The organism is Variovorax sp. P1_H2, from assembly GCF_056405295.1.
The window spans coordinates 20,940-40,196 of sequence record NZ_JBFUCJ010000014.1; the positions used below are offsets into that span (position 1 = coordinate 20,940).

Sequence of the window (19,257 nt, forward strand, 5' to 3'; positions counted from 1 at the left end):
CGTCAAACGCCGAGCAGTTCCTCGAGCACGGCCGGTTCGGCGACGAGATCGGCGGACGGCCCGTGCCGCACGATCTTCCCCTTCTCCATCACCACCGCGCGGTCGGTGTGCGCGAGCACCTTGCGCCAGTCGCGGTCGACGATCAGCGTCGCGATGCCGGTCGAGCGGATGTCGGCGATCACGCGCCAGATCTCGGCCACGATCAGCGGCGCCAGCCCTTCGGTCGCCTCGTCGAGGATCATCAGCCGCGGGTTGGTCATCAGCGCACGGCCGATCGACAGCATCTGCTGCTCGCCGCCCGACAGCTGCTGGCCACCATGCGAGAGCCGCTCGGTCAGCCGGGGAAAGGTCGCCATCACGCGGTCGTAGGTCCAGTCGCGCTTGCCGTCGATGCCGGCGCGCGCGCTCATCACGAGGTTCTCGCGCACCGACAGGTTCGGGAAGATGCCTCGGCCCTCGGGCACGTAGCCGATGCCGCGCCGGGCCATCTTCTCGGGCGTCCAGCCGGTGACCTCCTGGCCGTCGAGCTTCACGTGGCCGGAGGCCGGCCGCACGTAGCCCATCAGCGAACGGATCAGCGTGGTCTTGCCCATGCCGTTGCGGCCCAGCAGGCCGACCGAGGTCGCGGCCGGGATCTCGACGTCGACGCCGCGCAGGATGTGGCTGTCGCCGTAGTAGGTGTTCAGGCCTTCGATCTTCAGCATCTCAGTTTTCCACCTTGTGACCGCGTGATCCGCGACGCATGAAACCGGCACAGCCCAATGCCAGGGATACCGCGGAACCGGCTTTGCCGGGCCGCTGGTATCGCCCCCTTGAGGGGGCGGCGCCGCAGGCGCTTCGGGGGTGTTTCATATCTCAATGATCCTCGCCCAGGTAGGCAGTTCGCACCTCGGGATTGGTCCGGATCGACGCCGGATCGCCGGTTGCGATCACCGTACCGTTGACCATCACCGTGATGCGGTCGGCGATGCGGAACACCGCGTCCATGTCGTGCTCCACCAGCAGGATCGCGTGCTGTGCCTTGAGGTTCGCGAGCAGGCCCAGCATGCGCTCGGTTTCTTCTGCGCCCATCCCGGCCAGCGGCTCGTCGAGCAGCAGCACGCGCGGCTTGGTCGCCAGGCACATCGCAACCTCGAGCTGGCGCTTGGCGCCGTGGCTCAAGGTGCCGGCGATGCGTTCCGCCACGCCGTCGAGGCCGGCCGCCGCCAATGCCTCATGGGCTGCGGCATTGCTCGCCGCGCACTGCCGCGAGGACTGCCAGATGGCCCACGGCCGCGGCGTCGCGGCCTGCGCCGCCAGGCGGCAGTTCTCCAGCACCGTGAACTCCGGGAAGATCGTGGTGCGCTGGTAGCTGCGCCCGACACCGGCCAGCGCGCGGCGGAACTGGGCCCGCGTCGTGATGTCCTCGCCGTCGAGCGTGATGCGGCCGTCGGACGCATCGATCTCGCCCGACAGCATGTTGATCAAGGTCGACTTGCCGGCGCCGTTGGTGCCGATCACCGCATGCACCTCGCCGCGGCGCAGGTCGAGCGTGACCGCATTGACTGCGACCAGGCCGCCGAAGCGGCGCGTCAAGGTTTCGACTGCCAGCAATGTGCTCATTCGGAAACCTCCGCGCGATGCGCTGCGGTATTCGCCTTGGGAGCGGCCCGGCGGCTCATGATGCAGCTCCCTTCGGCGACAGCCGCGCCGTGATGCCGATGATGCCCTTGGGCAGCAGCGCGACGAAGGCGATGATCGCCAGCCCCAGCGTCAGCTGCCAGTGGTCCGCCATCGGGCCGACCAGCGCATGGGTGGAGAGCAGTTCCTTCAGCAGCGTGAACGCCACCGCGCCGATCACCGCGCCGCGCAGGTGGCCCAGGCCGCCGAGGATGATCATGAGCAGCACTTCGCCGGAGTTGTGCCAGGCCAGCAGTTCGGGGTTGACGACGCCGTCGCGCGAGGCGACCAGGAAGCCCGCCAGCCCGGCCAGCGCGCCGGCGATCACGAAAGCCGCCAGCTTGTAGCCGTAGACCGGGAAGCCGGCCGCGCGCATGCGCTGCTCGTTGACGCGGATGCCGGCCAGCGCGGCGCCGAAGCGCGAGCGCCGGATCAGCGCCAGCAGGCCGTAGGTCGCCGCCAGCGCGGCCAGCACGAAGTAGAACTGCGTGTAGCGGTTCTCCATGTCCAGCGCGCCCAGGGCCGGTCGGATGTACATGTAGATGCCGTCGCTGCCGCCGCCGAGCGCGGTGTCGTGGAAGACGAAGAAGGCCATCTGCGCGAAGGCCAGCGTGACCATGATGAAGTAGACGCCGCGGGTGCGCAGGCTCAAGGCGCCGACGGCCAGCGCGTAGGCCGCGGCCGAGCCCATGGCCAGCGGCAGCAGCAGCGCGATCGAGCCGCCCTCCTTGCCGGAGCCGAGCACCGTGGCATAGGCGCCGATGCCGTAGAAGGCCGCATGGCCCAGGCTCACGAGCCCGGTCATGCCGACCAGCAGTTCGAGGCTCAGCGCGAAGATCGACAGGATCATCACCTTGACGACCAGGTCGGACATGTAGGGGCTCAGCATCGAGCCGAGCAGTGCCAGCGCGATCGCGCAGAGCACGGGGAGCCAGTGGTTCAGTTTCTTCATCTCAGTGGCCCATGGCGCGTGGCGCCTTCCGCGACGCGTGAAACCGGCGCAGTCAATACGGGGGATGCCGTGGAACCGGCTTTGCCGGGCCACTGGCGTCGCCCCCTGGAGGGGGAGGCGCCGCAGGCGCTTCGGGGGTGGTGTTTCATGTCAAGTCTTGCGTCCCATCAGTCCCTCGGGGCGCCAGATCAGCACGATCGCCATCAGCACGTACACGCCCATTCCGCTCAGCTCGGCGAAGAAGACCTTGCCGAAGGTGTCGACGAAGCCGACCAGCAGCGAGGCCACCAGCGCACCGGTGATCGAGCCGATGCCGCCGATCACCACCACCACGAAGCAGATGATCAGCACGCTCGCGCCCATGCCCGGGTAGACCGAGGACATCGGCGCCGCGATCATGCCGGCCAGCGCGGCCAGCGCCACGCCGGCCGCGAACACGATGCGGTAGAGCCGGCGGATGTCGATGCCGAGCCCGCGCACCATGTCGCGGTTGCTGGCGCCGGCGCGGATCATCATGCCCAGCCGCGTGCGGTTGACCACGAAGTACAGGCCCACCGCCAGCAACACGCAGGCCGCCGAGGCGAAGAGCCGGTACCACGGGTAGCTCATGAGGTCGCCGAGCGCGAAGCTGCCCTCGAGCCAGGGCGGCGCCTTGACGCCGTGGACGTCGTTGCCGACCAGCAGCGAGCGCAGTTCCTCGAACACCAGGATCAGGCCGTAGGTCATCAGCACCTGCTGCAGGTGGTCGCGCTGGTAGAGGTAGCTGAAGAAGGCCCACTCGAGCACGTAGCCGAACACCGCGGCCAGCACCACGCCGGCCGCCAGCATCACGATGAACTGGTCGCCGAACAGCGGCGACAGCGCGAAGGCCATGTAGGCGCCCAGCATGTAGAAGCTGCCGTGCGCCAGGTTGATCACGCCCATGATGCCGAAGATCAGCGTCAGGCCGGAAGCCACCAGGAACAGCAGCAGCCCGTACTGCACGGAGTTCAGGCACTGAACGAGAAAGGTACCGAAGTCCACAAGCAGATTCTTGGTAAGGGGGTCGTTGAAGGCCGGGTTTTTCGTGGAATGCCGCGGAACCGGCTTCGCCGGGCCGCTGGCATTGCCCCCGGCAGGGGGTGGGCGGGCTACACGCAGTGAGCCCAACCTGGGGGGGAGTTACATCTTGCAGCCGCGGGCCGGGTCGGAGAGGTTCTTGACGGCGATGCTCACCATCTTGTTCTCGTTGCCCTCGACCTTGCGCAGGTAGAAGTCCTGCACCGGGTTGTGCGCCTTGCTGATCGTGAAGGCGCCGCGCGGGCTGTCGATCTTCGCCTTCTCGATGGCACCGGCGAACTCGGCCTTCTTGCTGATGTCGCCCTTGACCGCGGCGAGGCCGATCGCCAGCATCTGGGCCGCGTCGTAGCCCTGCACCGCATACACGTCGGGCTGCAGCTTGAAGGACTTGGCGTAGGCGGTGCGGAAGGCGGTGTCGCGCGGCGTGTTCAGGCCGTCGGCGTAGTGCAGCGTGGTCAGCATGCCCTGGGCGGCTTCGCCCTGCGCTTCGAGCGTGCCGTCGGTCAGGAAGCCCGGGCCGACCAGCGGGATGGTCTTGTGGAGGCCGGCCGCCGCGTAGTCCTTGACGAACTTGACCGCCCCGCCGCCGGCGAAGAAGGAGTACACCACGTCCGGCTTGGCCGCCGCGATCTCGGTCAGCAGGGCCTGGAACTCGACGTTCGGGAACGGCACGGTGAGCTGCTTGTCCACCTTGCCGCCGGCCTTCTCGAAGCCTTCCTTGAAGCCGGCCACCGACTCGTCGCCGGCCGCGTACTTCCAGGTGATGGTCATCGCCTTCTTCTTGCCCTGCTTGCCCGCCACCTCGCCCATGGCGTAGGCCGGCTGCCAGTTCGAGAACGAGCTGCGGAAGATGTTCTGCGCGCACATCGGGCCCGTGACGGCGTCGGCGCCGGCGTTCGGCACGATCAGCACGGTGCCGCTTTCCTTGGCCGCCTTGGCCATCGCCATCGCCACGCCCGAATGCACCGTGCCGACGATGACGTCGACGTTGTCGCGCTTGATCAGCTTGTTGACGTTGTCGGTGGCCTTGGCCGGGTCCGACTCGTCGTCGACCTTGACGAACTCGATCTCGCGGCCGCCGAGTTTGCCGCCCTGTTCCTCGATGCGCAGCTTGAAGCCGTTCTCGATGGCGACGCCGAGCGCGGCATAGGTGCCGCTGAACGGCAGCATCAGGCCCACCTTCAGCTTGCCCTGCTGGGCATGGCCCAGGGTGGCGATACACGCCAGCGCCAGGGCTGTGAGTGTGGTGCGTGCGACGCGGTGGCTCATGGGAAGCTCTCCTTCGGTTGATTGAAATTACTTTACAGCTAAACTATTCATGACTCAAGTAAGAGTTTCCCCCAGGGCTGCCGGTTCGTCGCGCGTGCGAGCCGGCAGGTCAAGAGGAGCTTTCTGACTTGATGAATGAAACGGTCGCCACTATCGCTGTTTCGGGCTGATCGCGATGCGGGGAATGCCCGCAGTCCGGGATCTCCACCAACCGGGTCTGCGGCACGTGCTCGGCGATGCCGCGAATCTGCCGCAGTGTGCCGTACTCGTCGTCGACGCCCTGGATCGCGAGCACCGGGCAGCGGATGCCGTCGAGCTCGGGCTCGATGTTCCATTGCCGGAAGGGCGGGTGCAGCCAGATCCGGTTCCAGCCCCAGAAGGCCGAGTCGACGTCGTCGTGGTAGCGGCCGAGCTTCTGGCGCAGGTCGGTCTCCAGGTAGGCCTGGCGCGCCATCTCGATGTTGGCGACCGTCACGTCCTCGACCAGGATGTGCGGTGCCATCGCCACCAGCCCGGCCACGCGCTCGGGGAACTCGGCGGCGTAGAGCAGCGAGATCGAGCCACCGTCGCTGTGGCCGAACAGCCAGGGTTTTTCTTCGAGGCCGATGGCGTCGAAGAAGGCCGGCAGCACCTCGTGCGCCTGGCGGTGCATGAAGTCGACGTCCCAGGTCTCGTCGGCGTCGCGCGGCGTCGAGCGGCCGTAGCCGGGGCGCGAGAACACCAGCCCGCGGAAGCCGCCGGCCGCGCACAGGCGCTCGGGGAAGTCCTTCCACATCGCGATCGAGCCGAGGCCTTCGTGCAGGAAGACGACCAGCGGGGCGTCGCTGCGCTCGGGGGCGATCAGCGCGTACTCGACGCGCACCTCCTTGCCTCGCCATTGGATGGCGGCGAATTCGGAGTCGGTGCTCATGGTTTCGCCGCCGGGCCGCCCCAAGGCGAAACGCGCCCCCTCGGGGGGCAGAGAGGACACGAAGTGCCGAACGTGGGGGTCATTTCTGCTCCCGCTCGCGAAGACGGAAGCGCTGGATCTTGCCGGTGGCCGTCTTCGGCAGTTCATCCACGAACTCGATGAAGCGCGGGTACTTGTAGGGCGCCAGGCGTTCCTTCACGAAGGCCTTGAGCTCTTCGTCGGTGGCCGAGCGGCCGTCCTTCAGCACCACGTAGGCCTTGGTCTTGGTCAGCCCGTCGGCGTCTTCCTTGCCGATCACCGCCGCCTCGAGCACGGCCGGATGCTGCATCAGCGTGGCCTCGACCTCGAAGGGCGAGACGTAGATGCCGCTGACCTTGAGCATGTCGTCGCTGCGCCCGGCATAGGTGTAGTAGCCGTCGGCGTCTCGCGAGTACTTGTCGCCGCTCTTGGTCCAGCCGTCGCGGAAGGTCTCGGCGCTCTTTTCCGGATTGCCCCAGTACATGATGGCCGTGCTGGGACCCTTGATGTAGAGGTCGCCGACCTCGCCGACCCCGACCGGCTGGCCGTCCTCGCCGCGCAGCTCGATCTCGTAGCCCTCGACCGGCTTGCCGGTGGTGCCGTAGCGGATGTCACCGGGCCGGTTCGAGAGAAAGATGTGGAGCATCTCGGTCGAGCCGATGCCGTCGACGATCTCGCAGCCGAAGTGGGCCTTGAAACGCTGCGCGATCTCGCCCGGCAGCGCCTCGCCGGCGGAGGAGCACATGCGCAGCGCCACCGCTTCGCGCGCCGGCAGGTGGGGCGAGGCCAGCATGCCGGCAAAGCCGGTGGGCGCGCCGAAGAACACGGTCGGCTTGAGGCCTGTCTGGCCGGTCCAGCGCTTGAAGGTGGCGTCGGGCGTCGGCCGCTCGGCCATCAGCAGCACGGTGGCGCCGACCGACAGCGGGAAGGTCAGCGCGTTGCCGAGGCCGTAGGCGAAGTACATCTTGGCGGCCGAGAAGCAGACGTCGTCTTCGGTCAGGCCCAGCACCGGCTTGCCGTAGAGCTCGGCGGTCCACCAGGGGTTGGCGTGGGTATGGACCGTGCCCTTGGGCTTGCCGGTGGAGCCCGAGGAGTAGAGCCAGAAGGCGTGGTCCTGGGGCGTGGTGGCGGCGGGTGCCGCGAGCGGCTCGCTGGCGGCGATGGCCGAGTCGAAGTTCTGCGCGCCGTCAGGCAGCGCGCCGGTGGGCTGCGAGACGAACAGGGCGCGCACCGGGTTCGGTCCCTTCGAGCACTTCGCCATGGCCTCCTGCAGCACCGGCAGCAGCGCGCCCGACACCAGCGCCGCGGTGGCGCCGCTGTGGGCGAGCATGTAGGCGTAGTCGTCGGCCGTGAGCAGCGTGTTGACCGCCACCGGCACGACGCCGGCATAGAGGCTGCCGAGGAAGCCGACCGGCCAGTCGCTGCTGTCGAGCATCAGCAGCAGCACGCGGTCCTCGCGCCGCACGCCGCTGGCGAGCAGGGCGGCGGCGAGGCGGCGCGCGCGGTCCTCGAGCTGGCCGTAGCCGAGTGCGCCGCGGTCGTCGATGTAGGCCGCCTTGGTGGCGCGGCCGCGGTTCAGCGCGAACAGGTGTTCGGCGAAGTTGAAGGTGTCAGGCAGGTTCATCGTGTGTCTCCTCGGGTCCCATCTTGTCGGCAGGCGGCCTACTGGAGGCCGAGCTGCGCCAGCACCGCGGGGCTGGCCTGCACCGCGCTGCGGCGGTGATAGAAGTCCAGCGCCCGCAGGCCGCCGAGTTCGGCGCCGCCGCCGGCGCGCCCCGGGCCGCCGTGCATCGACATCGGCATCACGTTGCCGTGGCCGGTCTGCGCCTGCGCCACCTCGGGCGTGATCACGTGCACCCGGCCATGGCTGGCGGCGAGCCGTACCGCGGCCTGGCCGAGCGCCGCATCGTCCGCGCCATAGAGCGAGGTCACCAGCGAGCCCTGGCCGCGGTGGGCCAGCGCCACCGCGTGGTCGAGATCGCGGTACGGCAGCAGCGTGGCGACCGGGCCGAAGACCTCGATGTCGTGCACCAGGCCCGCCGCGTCGGCATCGCGCGCGCCCAGCAGCACCGGGCCGATGCAGGCCGCGATCGCCGGATCGGCATCGACCAGTGCCCGGGCGCTGCCGTCGTGCAGCACGTCGGCCTGCGCCTTGAGCTGTTCCAGCCCTTCGCGCACCGCGACGAGTTGGGCGCGACTGACCAGCGAGCCCATGCGCACGCTCTCATTGCGCGGATTGCCGACCGTGACGCCGGCCAGCTTCGTGCCAAGCGCTTCGGCCGCGGCGTCGTAGAGCGCGGCGGGCACCAGGATGCGCCGGATCGCGGTGCATTTCTGGCCCGACTTCACGGTCATCTCGCGCACCACCTCGCGCACCAGCAGGCTGAAAGCCTCGCTGCCGGTCGTGGCGTCGGGCAGCAGCAGGGCCGAGTTCAGGCTGTCGGCCTCGATGTTCACGCGCACCGAGCGCTGCGCCACCGCCGGGTGCGAGCGGATCACGGCGCCGGTCTCGGCCGAGCCTGTGAACGAAACGACGTCGAAGGGCTCGAGCTGGTCCATCAGGCCAGACGAGCTGCCGCAGATCACCGACAGCGCGCCGGCCGGCAACACGCCGGCCTCGACCACGTCGCGCACCATGCGCTGCGTGAGCCAGGCGGTGGAGGTGGCGGGCTTGACGATCACCGGCACGCCCGAGAGCAGCGCCGGTGCGGCCTTTTCCCAGAGACCCCAGGACGGAAAGTTGAAGGCGTTGATGAACAGCGCCACGCCGCGCGTCGGCACCTGCAGGTGCTGCGACAGGAAGACCGGCTCCTTGCCGAGCTTGGCGGCGTCGCCGTCGCGCAGCGCGCGCACGTCGCCGAGCGCATCGCCCCACTTGGCGTACTGGCCGAGCGTGAAGATCGCGCCGTCGATGTCGACCGCCGAGTCGTTCTTCACGGTGCCCGAATTGGCCGTGGCGATCTCGTAATAGGCGTCGCGGTGGGTCTGCAGCACCTTGACGATCGCGGCCAGCAGTACAGCGCGCTCGCGGTAGGTGAGGGCACGCAACGCGGCGCCGCCGGTTTCTCGTGCAAAGCGGAAGGCGCTGTTCAGGTCGAGCCCGGTGGCGTCGACCCGTGCCAGTTCGGTGCCGAGCACCGGGTCGACGAGCGCCGTGCCGGCGCCGCTGCCGGCCTGCCAGCGGCCGGCGACGTAGTTGGGAAGTAGTTCAGTCATTTCGGATGGTTCCAATCGTCTGTTCGGGAAACACCGCGGAACCGGCTTTGCCGGGCCGCTGGTGTTGCCCCCTGCAAGGGGGTGGGCGGCTACACGCAGTGAGCCAACCTGGGGGTGTGCGTCATTTACTGAACTGGATTTGCCCTTCGGGCAGCAGGTAGAGAACCAGCGCGCGGCCTTGCGCGACGGTGGGGTGATGGGCGCTCCCGGGCGGATAGACGCACCAGCCGGCCGGCCGGCCATCGAAGGTCGCGTCGCCTTCCAGCGGCATGATCAAATCGATCTCGCCGTTCGGATGCGTGTGGTGCGGGCCGGCGATGTCGCGCATGTCGACCACGTCGACCGAGAATCGGCCGAGCGCGTCCTCGGCCTTGAAGACGCGTCCATAGCGGATGCCGCCGCCTTCGCGATCGCACAGCCAGCCTTCGGCGACGCCGTCGATGCAGGCCTGCTTGAGCTGCTCGAAGCGCGTGCTGCCGGCGCCGTGCTGGCTGTTGAGCCAGCGGTCGAGGTCCTGGTCGAGCGGGCGGCCGGCAATCTGGCCCGTGAGCTCGGCGACGAGTTGGTGGAAGCTGTCTTTGGACATGGAAGTGTTCATGCGTGGGAGTTGAACTTGCGGCAATCGGCTGCGTGCAGTATCTTGCCTGTGCATGAACCATAAGCACCGACCACAAAGGTGTCAAGCAATATAATGCATGTACAGGTGTTAACCCTTAGCCGAACTGCCGGCCGAGCGAAAGCGAGTCATGAACCAGCGAGCTGAGGAGGCGGTGCTGTCCGCCTCTCCCGAAGTCCCCGCGCCGCCCGAGGAGGCGAAGAACCCTTTGCTGGCGGCCCTCGGCGAGCGCGTGCGCAACCTGCGCGCGCGCCGCGGCCTCACGCGCAAGGCGGTGGCACTGGCGGCCGACGTGTCGGAGCGGCACCTGGCGAATCTCGAATACGGGATCGGCAACGCCTCGATCCTGGTGCTGCAGCAGGTCGCGACCGCGCTCCAGTGCTCGCTGGCCGAGCTGGTCGGCGACGTCACGACCATTTCGCCCGAATGGCTGCTGATCCGCGAACTGCTCGAGAACCGCAGCGAGGCCGACCTGCGCCGGGCCCGCGTCGCGCTCGGCGAACTGCTCGGCACCGCGGCGGGCGACCCGGCGCGGCATCGGCGGATCGCGCTGATCGGGCTGCGCGGCGCCGGCAAGTCCACCCTCGGCCAGATGCTGGCCGACGACCTGGAGATGCCCTTCATCGAGCTGAGCCGCGAGATCGAGAAGGTCGCCGGCTGCAGCGTGCGCGAGATCCACGACCTCTACGGCACCAACGCCTACCGCCGCTACGAGCGCCGGGCGCTCGAGGAAACAGTGCAGATCTACGGCGAGGTGGTGATCGCCACGCCGGGCGGCATCGTCTCCGACCCGGCCACCTTCAACCAGCTGCTGGCCCACTGCACCACGGTCTGGCTGCAGGCCGCGCCCGAAGAACACATGGGCCGCGTTGCCGCCCAGGGCGACACGCGCCCGATGGCGGCCAGCAAGGAAGCCATGGACGACCTGCGGCGCATCCTGAGCGGCCGGGCCGCGTTCTATTCGAAGGCCGATATCAGCGTCGACACCGGTGGGCAAGACCTGGCGCGCAGCTTCGAACGCTTGCGCAGCGCCGTGCGCGAAACCATGCGCCATTCCGGCTGAGCGGCCCCCAGGAGGCGCCGGCCGGTGCTCGGACGCGGCCTGTAAAAAAGTCATTCGAGGGTTGACGCGCGCCAGAACATGCAGCATGATGCATGTTCTGGCGATCGACAAATGCACTATTGTTCCTCGTCAGTCCCCGACACCCCCAGGAGACCCGCATGACCGACAGCACCCAAGCCCTTCGCGTGGATTACCGCACCGACCCCACGCAGTACCGCCACTGGAAACTCAGCGTCGAGGGCCCGGTGGCCCGCCTGTCGCTCGACATCGCGGAAGACGGCGGCATCCGCCCCGGCTACAAGCTCAAGCTCAACAGCTATGACCTGGGCGTGGACATCGAACTCAACGACGCCCTCAACCGCGTGCGCTTCGAGCACCCCGAAGTCCGCTCGGTGATCGTCACCAGCGGCAAGGACCGGATCTTCTGCTCGGGCGCCAACATCTTCATGCTCGGCGTCTCGAGCCATGCCTGGAAGGTGAACTTCTGCAAGTTCACCAACGAGACCCGCAACGGCATCGAGGACACGTCGAAGCACTCGGGCCTGAAGTTCATCGCCGCGGTGAACGGCGCCTGCGCCGGCGGTGGCTACGAGCTGGCGCTCGCCTGCGACGAGATCATCCTGGTCGACGACCGTTCTTCTTCCGTCTCGCTGCCGGAAGTGCCGCTGCTCGGCGTGCTGCCCGGCACCGGCGGCCTGACCCGCGTGACCGACAAGCGCCGCGTGCGCCATGACCTGGCCGACATCTTCTGCACCAGCGTCGAAGGCGTGCGCGGCCAGCGCGCGGTCGACTGGCGCCTGGTCGACGCGATCGCCAAGCCGGCCCAGTTCGCCGCCACGGTGCAGGAGCGCGCCGCCAAGCTGGCCGAAGGCAGCGACCGCCCGGCCGGCGGCAAGGGAGTGAGCCTCGCGCGCCTCGAGCGCGAAGACGGCGCCGACAGCCTGCGCTACGAGCACGTCACGGTCGAGATCGACCGCGCGCGCCGCACCGCGACCCTGACCGTCAAGGCGCCCACGGGCGCGCAGCCGGCCGACATCGCCGCGATCGAAGCCGCGGGCGCCGCCTGGTGGCCGCTCGCGATGACGCGCCAGCTCGACGACGCCATCCTCAACCTGCGCACCAACGAGCTCGACATCGGCACCTGGCTGCTCAAGACCGAGGGCGACGCCCAGGCCGTGCTGGCCAGCGAYGCCACGATGGTGGCCCACAAGGACCATTGGCTGGTGCGCGAAACGCTCGGCGCGCTGCGCCGCACGCTGGCCCGCCTGGATGTCTCGTCGCGCAGCCTGTTCGCGCTGGTCGAGGCCGGCTCCTGCTTCGCCGGCACGCTGGCCGAACTCGCCTTCGCGGCCGACCGCGCCTACATGCTGGCCTTGCCCGACGATGCCGCCAAGGCGCCCAGGCTGACGCTCGACGAACTCAACTTCGGCTTCTTCCCGATGGTCAACGACCAGAGCCGCCTGCAGCGCCGCTTCTACGAGGAGACGGCGCCGATGGAAGCCGCACGCGCCGCAGCCGGCCAGGCGCTCGACGCCGACGAGGCCCTGAAGCTCGGGCTGGTCACGGCCGCGCCCGACGACATCGACTGGGACGACGAGATCCGCATGGCGATCGAGGAACGCGCCGCGATGTCGCCCGACGCGCTGACCGGCCTCGAAGCCAACCTGCGCTTCGCCAGCAAGGAGAACATGAACACGCGCATCTTCGGGCGGCTCACCGCCTGGCAGAACTGGATCTTCAACCGCCCCAACGCGGTCGGCGCCAAGGGTGCGCTGAAGGTCTACGGCACCGGCGAGAAAGCCGGCTTCGACTTGAACCGCGTCTGATCCACCCCGCCCGCAACGAACCCGAGGAACATGCCATGAGCACGATCAACTACAGCGAGAAGATCCCGAACAACGTCAACCTGAGCGAAGACCGCACCTTGCAGCGTGCGCTCGAAGGCTGGCAGCCGAACTTCATCAACTGGTGGGACGACGTGGGCCCCGAAGGCTCGACCAACTTCGACGTGTACCTGCGCACCGCCGTGAGCGTCGACCCGAACGGCTGGGCCCAGTTCGGCCACGTGAAGATGCGCGACTACCGCTGGGGCATCTTCCTCAACCCGGGCGATGCGGAGCGCAAGATCCACTTCGGTGACTCGCTCGGCGACAAGGCCTGGCAGGACGTGCCCGGCGAGCACCGCGCCAACCTGCGCCGCATCATCGTCACGCAGGGCGACACCGAGCCGGCGTCGGTCGAGCAGCAGCGCCACCTCGGCCTGACCTGCCCGAGCCAGTACGACCTGCGCAACCTGTTCCAAGTCAACGTCGAGGAAGGCCGCCACCTGTGGGCCATGGTCTACCTGCTGCACAAGTACTTCGGCCGCGATGGCCGCGAAGAAGCCGAAGCCCTGCTGCAGCGCCAGTCCGGCGACCAGGACAACCCGCGCATCCTCGGCGCCTTCAACGAGAAGACGCCCGACTGGCTGGCCTTCTTCATGTTCACGTACTTCACCGACCGCGACGGCAAGTTCCAGCTGTCGGCGCTGGCCGAGAGCGCCTTCGACCCGCTGGCGCGCACCACCAAGTTCATGCTGACCGAAGAAGCGCACCACATGTTCGTGGGCGAGAGCGGCGTGTCGCGCGTGCTGCAGCGCACCGCGCAGGTCATGAACGATCTCAAGACCGACGATCCGCAAAAGGTGCGCGCGGCCGGCGCCATCGACCTGGGCACCATCCAGCGCTACCTGAACTTCCACTACAGCGTGACCATCGACCTGTTCGGCGCCGACCAGTCGAGCAACGCCGCCATCTTCTACAGCTCCGGCCTCAAGGGCCGCTACGAGGAAGGCAAGCGCACCGACGACCACGTGCTCAAGGGCCAGACCTACAAGGTGCTCGAAGTGCAGAACGGCCAGCTCGTCGAGAAAGACGTGCCGATGCTCAACGCGCTCAACGAAGTGCTGCGCGACGACTTCATCAAGGACTCGGTGGCCGGCGTGCAGCGCTGGAACAAGGTGCTCGAGAAGGCCGGCATCCCGACCCGCCTGACCGTGCCGCACAAGGCCTTCAATCGCCAGATCGGCGCCCTGGCCGGCATCAAGGTGTCGCCCGAAGGCCGGGTGGTGAACGAGGCCGAATGGGCCGCGAAGAAGAGCGAATGGCTGCCGACCCCCGAGGACTTCGCTTTCGTGGCATCGTTGATGGGCCGCGTGGTCGACCCGGGCAAGTTCGCCGGCTGGATCGCGCCGCCGGTGATGGGCATCAACCGCCAGCCGGTCGATTTCGAGTACGTGAGGTTCGGTTAGATGTTGCTCGCCCCCAGGTTGCCCGGCACTTCGTTTCCGGGCGCCCACCCCCTGCCGGGGGCAACACCAGCGGCCTGGCAAAGCCAGTTCCGCGGTGTTTCACGAAGGGGCCTGCGCTTTGCGCGGCCGGGGCGTACAGAGGTGTTGAGCGGTGATTGGCCGTCGGGGCGATAGAGGAGATACACATGGATATGGCGGTCGATATCAACGTCATCAGGCAGCACCTGATCGACCCCGAGATCTGCATTCGGTGCAACACCTGCGAGGCGATCTGCCCGGTCAATGCGATCACGCATGACGAGCGCAACTACGTCGTGCGCGCCGATGTCTGCAACAGCTGCATGGCCTGCATCTCGCCGTGCCCGACCGGCTCGATCGACAACTGGCGCACCATGCCCCTGGTGCGCGCCTATTCGATCGAGGAGCAGCTGACCTGGGACGAGTTGCCGGCCGAACTCACGCCCGAGCAGCTCGAGGCCGAAGGCGTCGGCGCGCCGCAGGAGGCGCTGATGCAAGTGCCGGCGGCGCCGCCGCAGCCGCCGGCCGCGCCCGGCGAAGCGGTCTTCAATTCCGCCCAGTACGGCGCCACCGTGCCGCCCTGGTCGGCGGCTCACGCCTACACCAACCTGCATCCGCCGAAGAACCCGACCACGGCCACGGTGGTCGGCAACTTCAACTGCACGGAGGCCGGCTACGAGAACCAGACCCACCACATCGTGCTCGACTTCGGTGCCATGCCGTTCCCGGTGCTCGAGGGCCAGTCGATCGGCATCATTCCGCCCGGCACCGATGCCAACGGCAAGGCGCATTTCGCGCGCCAGTATTCGATTGCCAGCCCGCGCAACGGCGAGCGGCCCGGCTACAACAACATCTCGCTGACCGTGAAGCGGGTGCTGGAAGACCACCAGGGCAAACCGGTGCGCGGCGTGGCCAGCAACTATGTGTGCGACCTCAAGGTCGGCGACAAGGTGCAGGTGATCGGGCCCTTCGGCACCTCGTTCCTGATGCCGAACCATCCGAAGTCGCACATCGTGATGATCTGCACCGGCACCGGCAGCGCGCCGATGCGCGCGATGACCGAATGGCGCCGGCGGCTGCGCAAGAGCGGCAAGTTCGAGAGCGGCAAGCTGATGCTGTTCTTCGGCGCCCGCACGCAGCAGGAGCTGCCGTACTTCGGCCCGCTGCAGACCTTGCCGAAGGACTTCATCGACATCAACTTCGCTTTCTCGCGCACGCCGGGAAGCCCCAAGCGCTACGTGCAGGACCTGATGCGCGAGCGCGCCGCCGACCTGGCCGAGTTGCTGAAGGATGGCCAGACGCACTTCTATGTTTGCGGCTTGAAGAGCATGGAAGAGGGCGTCGTGCTGGCGCTGCGCGACGTCGCGACCGACAGCGGGCTGGATTGGGATACGGTCGGTGCGGACCTCAAGCGCGAGGGGCGCCTGCACCTCGAAACCTACTGATGAAGTTCGCCGACTTCCACGAGGGCCAGGCCATCGAGGCCGGCCCCTACCTCGTGACCGAGGCGGAAGTCTTGCAGTTCGCGCGGGCCTACGACCCGCAGTGGTTTCACACCGATGCCGATGCAGCCGCCGAAGGCCCTTTCGGCGGCCTGATCGCGAGTGGCTGGCACACCAGCGCGATCGCGATGCGCCTGGTCGCCGATGCCGCGCTGGCGGGCTCCGAATCCTTCGCCTCGCCGGGCCTGGCCTTCCTCAAGTGGCCGAACCCGGTGCGCCCGGGCGACATCTTGCGGCTGGTGGCCGACGTGATCGAAGTGCGCCGCTCGGAGAAGAGGCCGCACCTTGGCATCCTGCGCTGGCGCTGGCGGCTGTTCAACCAGCGTGAGCTGCCGGTGCTCGACCTCGAGGCGACCAGCCTGTTCAGGCTGGCGGCTTGAAGACGGGATCAGCGCCATTTCCGGCTCATATCAGTTGCTCCGCCGCGCTTGGCGCGACCCGCGACATATGAAGCCGGCGCAGTCCGATGCCAGGGATACCGCGGAACCGGCTTTGCCGGGCCGCCGGTATCGCCCCCCTTGAGGGGGGAGGCGCCGCAGGCGCTTCGGGGGGTGCTTCATTTCAGTCCGCCGCTGCCGGCGCCGCCCGCCACTCCTCCTTGGCCACCAGCACCGGCGTGGCCGGTTGCAGCACGAAGTTCGGCGACATGATCTGCACGCCGTACTCGTTGAACACATCCTGGATGTGGCCGTGCAGGACGCTGAGCACGTCGTACTTGGGCGCGCCCGCGCGCAAGAAGACGTTGAGTTCGTATTCGACGTAGAAATCCTGCAGCCTCACCTGTCGCACCGTGGGCGGCGGTTCGACCAGCAGATCGGGAGTGCGCCGGGCGGCCATCACGAGCATCGCCTGCACCTGGCGCCAGGGGCTGTCGTAGCCGATCGTGACCGAGGTCGACAACGCGATGCCGCCGCCGCTGGTCTTGGTGGTGTCGCTCGAATTGAGGATGCGCGTCCCGACCACCACCGAGTTGGGCAGCGTCACCTCCTGGTCGAGCCGGTTGCGCAGCTTGGTCGAGAGCGTGCCGAGCTCGACMACGTAGCCCTCGGATTCGCCGATCTGCACGTAGTCGCCGGGCCGCAGCGCACGCGAATAGATCAGCACGAAGCCCGACATGATCTGCGACACGACGCCGGACGACCCGAGCGTCACCAGCACGCCGAAGAACACGCTCAGGCCCTTGAACGCATTGGAGTCGGAGCCGGGGATGAAGGGATAGGCGACCACCGCGGCGAACAGCCACACCAGCACCACCGTCAACCGGCGCGTGGCGCCGATGGTGTCGCTCTGCAGCGCCGCCACCTTCACGCCGCTGGCGTGCGCGGCGTTGAAAAGCGCATGCAGGCCGCGAACTCCCAGGTGCGCCAGCAGGAAGATCAGGGCGACCATCGCCAGGTCGGGCAGCGCGTGCAGCACCGCGACCGCGACCTGCGAGGCCACGGCGATCAGCGAGGTGTCGAGTGTCTCGCCCCAGGGGTAGGTGTAGGGGAAGCGGGTCAGCACGTAGGCCAGCCAGACATACGCCGCCACCCCCATCAGCGCGATCTTGAACCACTGGATCGCATAGCCCAGCACCGAGACCGCGATGCGGCGGGCGTCGAACAGCGGCCGGGATGCCGCACGCTCGCGCAGCCCCCGGGTACGGGCCCCGATGGCGCGGGTCAGATGCTGCAGCCCGATCAGCACCGCGAAGAGCGCCAGCGTGGCGAGCGCAATCCAGCCGAGCGAGGCCGCGAACAGGCGCCCGCTGCTTTGCGCCTGGCGCGCCAGCAGTGCCTGGTGCAGCCGCGAGGCGGCCTGCGCAGCCACCTGCGCCAGCGCCGGATCGCCGGGCTCCAGGTCGCTGGCGAAGACCGCGAACAGCGTCCCGCCGTCGAGCATCACCGCGTAGCCCGGCACGCCTTCGTGGGCGAAGCTCGCGACCTCGACCGGGGCACCCAGGCTGGTCAGCGGAATGTCGCCGATGCGCTCGGCTGCCCGGCTGGCGCGCTGCTGCGGCGAGAGGCCGAACATCGGCACCCGGAAGACGAAGACCGTGCGGTTCCAGACCTTCAGCGTGGCGCCGGTGGAGGGGGCCTCCTGGGCGCCCGCGCCGCCGGCCGCGCACAGCAGCAAGGCCAGCAGCCAGGGCCCCCGGCGCAGGGCCATCCCGAGAAGCACGAAGATGCGGACGAATCGAAAGAGCACCATCCCGGACTGCCGCATCAGGCGCCAGCGGCCGGGCGCGCCGCACACTGGCGGCCGTCCGGAGGGAGGGGCGCCTGCCCCGGTGCAAGCTTTCGACGGTCGTCCATGGGTGTTCCTTTCAGGTGCGGCCGCCGGAAAGTACACCACGATCGGCGGGCGCAGACAAGGCGCGCGGCCTCAGCCCGGCACGCGGCACGGCAGCACCGTGCCGCGGCTTTCGCCGAAGCCGATCCGCGCCGCGCCCGGCTTCTCGCACCAGCCGCGCAGCATGACGGCGTCGCCATCCTGCAGGAAGGCGCGCGGGTCGCCGTTCGCAAGCGTGATCGGTGCCTGGCCGCCGCGGGTCAGCTCGATCATGGCGCCAGCTTCGCCTGGACCCGGACCGGAGATGGTGCCGCTGCCGAACAGGTCGCCCGGGTTCAGGCTGCAGCCGCCGACGGTGTGGTGCGCGACCATCTGGGCGATGCTCCAGTACTGGTGGCGAAAGCTGGTCCCCGACAGGCGGGTCGGGCCGGAACCTTCGTCGCGGTCGCGCTGGCTCTCGAGCCAGACCTCGAGCCGGATATCGATCGCGCCGCCATCGCGGTTGGCCCGGCCCTCGAGATAGGGCAGCGGTTGCGGGTGATCGGCCGGCCGGTCCCAGGCGCTGCGGTACGGCGCCAGCGCATCCATTGTGACGATCCACGGCGACACCGTGGTGGCGAAGTTCTTGGCCAGGAAGGGCCCCAGCGGCGCCATCTCCCAGAACTGGATGTCACGCGCCGACCAGTCGTTCAGCAGGCAGATGCCGAAGATGTGCGCTTCGGCCTCGGCGAGGGGAATCGACTCGCCCGCCGCGTTGCCTTGTCCGATGTAGATGCCGAGTTCGAGCTCGTAGTCGAGCCGCGCGCAGGGGCCGTAGCTGGGCGCGGCGGCGCCGGCTGCCATCGTCTGGCCCATCGGCCGGTGGAACTGCTGTCCGCTCACGCCCAGCGTCGAGACGCGGCCGTGGTAGGCGATCGGGATCCACTGGAAGTTCGGCGTGATCGGATCGTCGGGCCTGAGCAGCCGCCCGATGTTCAGCGCATGGTCGATCGAGGTGTAGAAGTCGGTGTAGTCGCCGATGCGCGCCGGCAGCGCGAATTCGACGGCGGATTGCGGCACCAGGCAGGCGCGTGTCGCGTCGATCGCGGCAGCGTCAGTTTTCAGCCGGGCGAACAGCGCGTGGCGCAGCGCCCGCCAGGCGGCCGGGCCGAGCGCGAAGAAGTCGTTGAGCGCCGGCTGGGCGCAGGCCCGCGCGGCGTCGAGTGCCAGGCCTTCGAGTTGTCCGCCAGCCGCGAGCGCGGCGAGGTCGACGACCTGGTCGCCGATCGCGACGCCGCCGCGAAAGGCCTCGTTGCTGCCGGCACGGCGGAACACCGCGAACGGCAGGTTCTGGATCGGGAAGTCGCCGCCTTCGGTATGGGCCGCGGCCAACCAGCTGCGGGTGCCGGCATCGTGCGTGTGATCGAGTGGCATCG

The 19,257-nt window shown here is 68.5% G+C and carries 16 protein-coding genes; 5 read left to right on the plus strand and 11 right to left on the minus strand.

Going from position 1 to position 19,257, the window contains the following annotated elements:
* Positions 1-2: 2 nt before the first annotated feature.
* The 9 genes from AC1D2E_RS07575 to AC1D2E_RS07615 all read right to left on the minus strand — a co-directional run bounded on the left by AC1D2E_RS07575 (position 3) and on the right by AC1D2E_RS07615 (position 9,669).
* The gene (locus tag AC1D2E_RS07575; protein ID WP_478196824.1) at positions 3-704 is read right to left on the minus strand and encodes an ABC transporter ATP-binding protein; all 702 of its coding nucleotides are present in this window, start codon (positions 702-704) and stop codon (positions 3-5) included.
* A gap of 151 nt (positions 705-855) precedes the next feature.
* Complete coding sequence (locus tag AC1D2E_RS07580; protein WP_478196825.1) at positions 856-1,602, minus strand: ABC transporter ATP-binding protein; 747 nt, start codon at positions 1,600-1,602, stop codon at positions 856-858.
* A 55-nt stretch (positions 1,603-1,657) separates the two neighbouring features.
* A complete protein-coding gene (locus tag AC1D2E_RS07585) occupies positions 1,658-2,611 on the minus strand; it encodes a branched-chain amino acid ABC transporter permease (RefSeq protein ID WP_478196826.1) in 954 nt (317 codons plus the stop codon).
* Between the two features lie 150 nt (positions 2,612-2,761).
* A complete protein-coding gene (locus AC1D2E_RS07590) occupies positions 2,762-3,634 on the minus strand; it encodes a branched-chain amino acid ABC transporter permease (protein WP_478196827.1) in 873 nt (290 codons plus the stop codon).
* 138 nt (positions 3,635-3,772) lie between these two features.
* Positions 3,773-4,939 carry an ABC transporter substrate-binding protein gene (locus AC1D2E_RS07595; protein WP_478196828.1) on the minus strand — a complete coding sequence of 389 codons (1,167 nt, stop codon included), beginning with the start codon at positions 4,937-4,939 and terminating at the stop codon, positions 3,773-3,775.
* Between the two features lie 109 nt (positions 4,940-5,048).
* A complete protein-coding gene (locus AC1D2E_RS07600) occupies positions 5,049-5,849 on the minus strand; it encodes an alpha/beta fold hydrolase (protein ID WP_478196829.1) in 801 nt (266 codons plus the stop codon).
* A 79-nt stretch (positions 5,850-5,928) separates the two neighbouring features.
* Positions 5,929-7,491, minus strand: coding sequence for a benzoate-CoA ligase family protein (locus AC1D2E_RS07605; RefSeq protein ID WP_478196830.1), 1,563 nt, complete (start codon positions 7,489-7,491; stop codon positions 5,929-5,931).
* 38 nt (positions 7,492-7,529) lie between these two features.
* Positions 7,530-9,083: a 3,4-dehydroadipyl-CoA semialdehyde dehydrogenase gene (locus AC1D2E_RS07610; protein WP_478196831.1), complete on the minus strand. Its 1,554-nt coding sequence runs from the start codon at positions 9,081-9,083 to the stop codon at positions 7,530-7,532.
* Positions 9,084-9,204: 121 nt separating this feature from the next.
* Positions 9,205-9,669: a 4-hydroxylaminobenzoate lyase gene (locus tag AC1D2E_RS07615; RefSeq protein WP_478196832.1), complete on the minus strand. Its 465-nt coding sequence runs from the start codon at positions 9,667-9,669 to the stop codon at positions 9,205-9,207.
* Positions 9,670-9,829: 160 nt separating this feature from the next.
* Here AC1D2E_RS07615 and AC1D2E_RS07620 point away from each other — a divergent pair, with 160 nt between their 5' ends.
* The 5 genes from AC1D2E_RS07620 to AC1D2E_RS07640 all read left to right on the plus strand — a co-directional run bounded on the left by AC1D2E_RS07620 (position 9,830) and on the right by AC1D2E_RS07640 (position 15,951).
* Entirely contained in the window at positions 9,830-10,762 is a 933-nt protein-coding gene (locus AC1D2E_RS07620) for a helix-turn-helix transcriptional regulator (RefSeq protein WP_478196833.1), read from the plus strand.
* Between the two features lie 158 nt (positions 10,763-10,920).
* The gene (boxC, locus tag AC1D2E_RS07625) at positions 10,921-12,588 is read left to right on the plus strand and encodes a 2,3-epoxybenzoyl-CoA dihydrolase (RefSeq protein ID WP_478196834.1); all 1,668 of its coding nucleotides are present in this window, start codon (positions 10,921-10,923) and stop codon (positions 12,586-12,588) included.
* 35 nt (positions 12,589-12,623) lie between these two features.
* Positions 12,624-14,051, plus strand: a complete 1,428-nt coding sequence (gene boxB / locus AC1D2E_RS07630) for a benzoyl-CoA 2,3-epoxidase subunit BoxB (protein ID WP_478171176.1) — start codon at positions 12,624-12,626, stop codon at positions 14,049-14,051.
* Positions 14,052-14,236: 185 nt separating this feature from the next.
* The gene (boxA, locus tag AC1D2E_RS07635) at positions 14,237-15,514 is read left to right on the plus strand and encodes a benzoyl-CoA 2,3-epoxidase subunit BoxA (protein ID WP_478196835.1); all 1,278 of its coding nucleotides are present in this window, start codon (positions 14,237-14,239) and stop codon (positions 15,512-15,514) included.
* Positions 15,514-15,951, plus strand: a complete 438-nt coding sequence (locus AC1D2E_RS07640) for a MaoC family dehydratase (protein ID WP_478196836.1) — start codon at positions 15,514-15,516, stop codon at positions 15,949-15,951. The genes boxA and AC1D2E_RS07640 overlap by 1 nt, the downstream gene beginning before the upstream one ends.
* Before the next feature lie 181 nt (positions 15,952-16,132).
* Here AC1D2E_RS07640 and AC1D2E_RS07645 read toward each other — a convergent pair whose 3' ends face one another.
* Positions 16,133-17,761 (minus strand): mechanosensitive ion channel family protein, encoded by a 1,629-nt coding sequence (locus AC1D2E_RS07645; RefSeq protein ID WP_478196837.1) that lies wholly within the window; start codon positions 17,759-17,761, stop codon positions 16,133-16,135.
* Between the two features lie 174 nt (positions 17,762-17,935).
* Positions 17,936-19,255: a fumarylacetoacetase gene (gene fahA, locus AC1D2E_RS07650; RefSeq protein WP_478196838.1), complete on the minus strand. Its 1,320-nt coding sequence runs from the start codon at positions 19,253-19,255 to the stop codon at positions 17,936-17,938.
* Between the last annotated feature and the right edge of the window lie 2 nt (positions 19,256-19,257).

Coding starts and splice junctions, on each gene's coding strand:
- AC1D2E_RS07640 (WP_478196836.1), top strand. CDS start 15,514: ATGAAGTTCGCCGACTTCCACGAGGGCCAGGCCATCGAGGCCGGCCCC.
- AC1D2E_RS07595 (WP_478196828.1), bottom strand. CDS start 4,939: ATGAGCCACCGCGTCGCACGCACCACACTCACAGCCCTGGCGCTGGCG.
- boxB (WP_478171176.1), top strand. CDS start 12,624: ATGAGCACGATCAACTACAGCGAGAAGATCCCGAACAACGTCAACCTG.
- AC1D2E_RS07575 (WP_478196824.1), bottom strand. CDS start 704: ATGCTGAAGATCGAAGGCCTGAACACCTACTACGGCGACAGCCACATC.
- fahA (WP_478196838.1), bottom strand. CDS start 19,255: ATGCCACTCGATCACACGCACGATGCCGGCACCCGCAGCTGGTTGGCC.
- AC1D2E_RS07605 (WP_478196830.1), bottom strand. CDS start 7,491: ATGAACCTGCCTGACACCTTCAACTTCGCCGAACACCTGTTCGCGCTG.
- AC1D2E_RS07600 (WP_478196829.1), bottom strand. CDS start 5,849: ATGAGCACCGACTCCGAATTCGCCGCCATCCAATGGCGAGGCAAGGAG.
- boxA (WP_478196835.1), top strand. CDS start 14,237: ATGGATATGGCGGTCGATATCAACGTCATCAGGCAGCACCTGATCGAC.
- AC1D2E_RS07610 (WP_478196831.1), bottom strand. CDS start 9,083: ATGACTGAACTACTTCCCAACTACGTCGCCGGCCGCTGGCAGGCCGGC.
- AC1D2E_RS07580 (WP_478196825.1), bottom strand. CDS start 1,602: ATGAGCACATTGCTGGCAGTCGAAACCTTGACGCGCCGCTTCGGCGGC.
- AC1D2E_RS07615 (WP_478196832.1), bottom strand. CDS start 9,669: ATGTCCAAAGACAGCTTCCACCAACTCGTCGCCGAGCTCACGGGCCAG.
- AC1D2E_RS07585 (WP_478196826.1), bottom strand. CDS start 2,611: ATGAAGAAACTGAACCACTGGCTCCCCGTGCTCTGCGCGATCGCGCTG.
- AC1D2E_RS07620 (WP_478196833.1), top strand. CDS start 9,830: ATGAACCAGCGAGCTGAGGAGGCGGTGCTGTCCGCCTCTCCCGAAGTC.